Source organism: Pseudomonas sp. 05T35, from assembly GCF_056396605.1.
This window is the reverse complement of sequence record NZ_JBFTLU010000799.1, coordinates 1-913: the sequence shown is the minus strand read 5'-3', so window position 1 is coordinate 913 and position 913 is coordinate 1. Positions and strand designations below refer to the sequence as shown.

Here is a 913-nt window from a genome sequence, read left to right as displayed (position 1 = left end):
CTATTGACCCTCAAGAAGGTTGTAGTGCGCGAAGGAATCAGCGCCGACGGGGAGGTCACCATGTCGAAATTCACCGGTAACAAGCCATGAAACGTTTGGCCATTCTCGGGGCGGGTGGGCACGGTAAGGTGGTCGCCGATACTGCAGAATGCTGTGGGTGGGAGCATGTAGATTTTTTTGCAGACGGCTGGCCTGCGCAGGCGACGAATGGCAGTTGGAGTGTCGTTGGAGACACTTCGTCGTTGATAGAGCAGCTCTCGCACTATGACGGGGTAGTCGTTGCGATAGGGCACAACTCAATTCGCAAGGCCAAGCTTGATGAGCTTGCTCAGAGAGGGGCTCCTCTGGTTTCGTTGGTTCATCCGGCGGCCACTGTCAGTCGGCGAGCATCTATCGGCCTTGGGTCAGTAGTATTCGCAGGTGTAGTGGTGAATGCTGACGCGGTGATAGGTCCGGGGGCGATTCTGAATACCGGTTGCAGCGTTGATCACGATTGTGTTTTGGGTGAGTGCGTCCATGTCAGCCCCGGTGCTAGACTGGCGGGCGGTGTTCGGGTCGGCAATCTGAGTTGGATTGGTATTGGCGCTAGTGTCAGGCAATTGATTCGGATCGGCGCAGGCGTAACTGTCGGCGCCGGGGCGGTTGCGGTAAGCGATGTAGAAGACTCGGTGACGGTGCTCGGTGTTCCGGCAAAGGTGTTTTTCAGGACTTGACCTGCGTTGTACAAGGCGTCATTGCACTTGATACGGCGTATTTGAATGGATGCTTCGCGAGATCCTTTATTTTTAATCTACGGGTACTGGCTGTGTTGAATACACCATTTTCTCCTTGGCCCTCTTTCACTATTGATGAGGCTGATGCGGTTCGCGACGTGATTCTCTCCAATAAAGTCAACTATTGGACGGGGCAAGAG

General features: G+C 54.5%; 2 protein-coding genes and 1 pseudogene. All 3 read left to right on the top strand.

The genetic code is table 11. The features are described from left to right. Nucleotides 1-90: pseudogene (locus AC1DH9_RS29930) on the top strand (sugar transferase); the annotation flags it as partial. Beyond that, the gene (locus tag AC1DH9_RS29925; RefSeq protein ID WP_427546979.1) at nucleotides 87-713 is read left to right on the top strand and encodes an acetyltransferase; all 627 of its coding nucleotides are present in this window, start codon (nucleotides 87-89) and stop codon (nucleotides 711-713) included. The pseudogene AC1DH9_RS29930 and the gene AC1DH9_RS29925, both read left to right, overlap by 4 nt. Beyond that, a partial coding sequence (locus AC1DH9_RS29920; RefSeq protein ID WP_477809426.1) for a hypothetical protein occupies nucleotides 710-913 on the top strand: 204 nt, incomplete at its 3' end. The genes AC1DH9_RS29925 and AC1DH9_RS29920, both read left to right, overlap by 4 nt.

Bases quoted from the DNA above. Each gene is read 5' to 3' on its own strand.
- AC1DH9_RS29925 (WP_427546979.1), top strand. From the start codon at position 87: ATGAAACGTTTGGCCATTCTCGGGGCGGGTGGGCACGGTAAGGTGGTC.